The 3,102-nt window shown below is 64.2% G+C and carries 3 protein-coding genes; all 3 read right to left on the reverse strand.

Annotated features, from left to right (window positions below; all coding sequences use genetic code 11):
- Positions 1–1,523: dihydroxy-acid dehydratase (gene ilvD / locus ACY69P_RS15585; RefSeq protein WP_462328141.1), on the reverse strand; the 1,523-nt coding region annotated here is incomplete at its 3' end.
- A gap of 171 nt (positions 1,524–1,694) precedes the next feature.
- Positions 1,695–2,573: a cell division protein FtsX gene (locus tag ACY69P_RS15590; protein WP_462328142.1), complete on the reverse strand. Its 879-nt coding sequence runs from the start codon at positions 2,571–2,573 to the stop codon at positions 1,695–1,697.
- On the reverse strand, positions 2,567–3,102 hold a 536-nt coding region (locus ACY69P_RS15595; protein WP_462328143.1), incomplete at its 5' end, for a cell division ATP-binding protein FtsE. The genes ACY69P_RS15595 and ACY69P_RS15590, both read right to left, overlap by 7 nt.

The following is a 3,102-nucleotide window of genomic DNA, read 5'->3' on the forward strand; positions in this document are numbered from 1 at the left end:
CGGTTCAGCTTACGCTGGGGGATGTCGATTTCGATGGTATCGCCTTCCTGCACAAGGGCGATGAGGCCGCCGTCTGCGGCTTCGGGCGACACGTGGCCGATGGCTGCGCCGCGGGTGCCGCCGGAGAAGCGGCCGTCGGTGATGAGGGCCACGGATTCGCCAAGGCCCATACCGCCGATATTGGCGGTAGGGGAGAGCATCTCTCGCATGCCGGGGCCTCCGCGCGGGCCTTCGTAGCGGATGACGATGATTTCGCCGGGGTTGATGCTGCCGCCAAGGATGGCCGCGTTGGCGTCCTCTTCGCCGTTAAAGACGCGGGCGGGGCCGGTCTGCGTCATCATGGCGGGGGCAACGGCGGACTGCTTGACCACGGCCCCCTGCTCGGCGAGGTTGCCGCGCAAAATGGCAATGCCGCCTTGCTTGGCATACGGCTCGTCGTAACTGCGGATGACGGCGCGGTCTTTGGCCTTGGCGCCAAGGGCGTCGAGATTCTCGCCAACGGTGTGGCCGGTGACGGTGAGCGCGTCGCGGTGAATGTGGCCGTGGGCGTCAAGCTCGCTCATCACGGCGGGAATACCGCCCGCGCGGTGCAGGTCGTGAATATGGTTCGGCCCGGCGGGGGAGAGCTTGCAGAGGTTCGGAGTCTTGCGGCTGACGTCGTCAAAGATGGTCAGGTCCAAATCAAGACCGGCCTCGGCGAAGACGGCGGGCAGATGCAGGACGGTGTTGGTGGAGCACCCAAGGGCCATGTCCATGGCGACCGCGTTGGCAACGGCCTTTTCGGTGACGATGTCGCGCGGGGTAATGTTCTCGCGCACAAGGTCCATCACGCGCGCGCCAGCGGTCTTGGCAAGGCGGATACGCTCGGCAGTGACGGCGGGAATGGTGCCGTTGCCGGGCAGGGCAAGGCCGATGGTCTCGGACAGGCAGTTCATGGAATTGGCGGTAAACATACCGGAACAGGAGCCACACCCCGGACAGGCACACTGCTCCAATTCGGACAGCTCGTCCTCGGTCATTTCGCCGCGCTTCACGCGGCCCACGCCCTCAAACACGCTGATAAGGTCCGTATCGTCCACTCCGGCCATCATAGGGCCGCCGGACACGACAATGGCGGGGATATTCATGCGCAGCGCCGCCATGAGCATGGCGGGCACGATTTTGTCGCAGTTGGGTATGAGCACCAGCGCGTCAAAGGGATGCGCACTGGCCATAATTTCAATGGAATCCGCGATGATTTCGCGCGAGGGCAGGGAGTAGTACATACCCTCGTGGTTCATGGCGAGGCCGTCGCACACGCCAATAACAGGGAACTCCATGGGCGTGCCGCCCGCAGAGCGCACACCGGCCTTAACGGCTTCGGCAATCCGGTCAAGGTGGATATGCCCCGGAACCACCTCGTTTGCGGCATTCACCACGCCCACCAGCGGGCGCTGCATTTCGTCGCGCGTCATCCCCAGCGCGTACAACAGCGAGCGATGCGGAGCCTTCTCCAGCCCCTGCGTCATCTTTTTGCTTCGCATAGTCGGTATCCTTTCTCCATGCTGTGAATAAATTGGTTGCGTACCCAGCACGGTAGACAGGATGCGCCACGGGCGCAAGGGCGTTGTCCTCCGGCCCATAAAAAGCCGCCCCCGCGCGCCAATGCGCACGGGGGCGGTCTGTGCTGAAAACAGGCGGGAGCAGGGCGGGAATCAGTATTCCTTCACCGCCACCCAGCCACTGGCCATCCCCACAACGGCGGGGCCGACCACCATGGCAAGGCTCTGTGCCCACGACAGGTAGTGCACCTCCAAATGCAGGGGCGGCGTGGCGCAAAATTCCGCCAACGCGAGCTGCGCCCCGCGGAGGAGCACAAGGGCCAAGACACCCGCCACCACGCCAAGGCTGGCCCCGCCAGCAAGAAGCGGAAGGCGGATATACCAGCGCGCCGCGCCCACAAGATGGAGGATTGCCACCTCATCCCGCCGCGAAAGCATGGACAGCTTCATCGTATTCGCCACCAGCAGCGCCACCACAAAGGCAAGCAGCGCAATAAGCGGCCACAAGATGGTGCGCGAGAACGACGCCCACGAACTGGCAAGCTCTATCTGCAACGCGTCGTAATGCACGTCCACCACACCGGGCAGCGCCTGCAACTGCGCCAGCATGTCCCGCGCAAAGGCGTCGGCATCGCCCGGCGGCGGAGAAAAGTGAAGGAGCGCCGTGGGCGGCAGGGGGTTGTCCTGCCCCAGCGCCTTGAGCGCCTGCGCGCCGTCAAGGGTCTCCCCAAGGTCGGCCAGTGCCTCGTCCGGCGTAAAGGTCTTCCACGATGTCAGGTGCGGCAGAGACTGAAGCCGCGCCCACGCATCCTGCACGGTCTGCGCGTCGGCCTCGGCGTTCCAGTACACCTGAAAGGCAAAGCGGCCCTTCACGTCCAAAAGCTCACGGTCCAGATTGCTCACCACCAACAAAAACAGCCCGCCAAGGAACACCGCAAGCGTCACGGCAAGGAGCGTCAGCGTCTGGGACAGGGGATTACGGACCATATCCCTCAGCCCCCGGCATATCAGGCGAAACACGGTGCTCAGCATACCGGCTCCTCCTGCGGGGCAATGTCGCACACCGGCCCCCATTCGCCTGCCTGCGCCTCGCCAATGACCTGCCCGTCCGCAAGCTCCAGCCGCCGCGCATGCGGGACGGAGCGCACGATCTCGCGGTTATGCGTTGCAAGGATAATGGTCGTCCCAAAGGTATGAAACTGCTTAAAGACGTCCATCAAGTGCATAGCGAGGTCGAGGTCAAGGTTGCCCGTGGGCTCGTCCGCCAGCAGCAGCTTGGGGTTCACCACGATGGACCGGGCAATGGCCACACGCTGCTGTTCACCGCCGGAGAGTTCCGCACACAGGCAGCGGCTCTTGCTGGAGAGGTTGAGGCTCCTGAGCACGGCGTTGACGCGGCGGTCGATGGTGCGCCGCTTTTCACCGCGCACCTCAAGGGGCAGGGCCACATTTTCCGCAACCGTTCTATCCGGCAACACGCGAAAATCCTGAAACACCACGCTCACCTGGCGCCGCAGCTGCGGGAGCCGCGTCTTTTTCAGCCCCTTGAGCTGAAAGCCCG

The organism is Desulfobaculum sp. (assembly GCF_054921475.1).

Coding starts and splice junctions, on each gene's coding strand:
- ACY69P_RS15590 (WP_462328142.1), bottom strand. CDS start 2,573: ATGCTGAGCACCGTGTTTCGCCTGATATGCCGGGGGCTGAGGGATATG.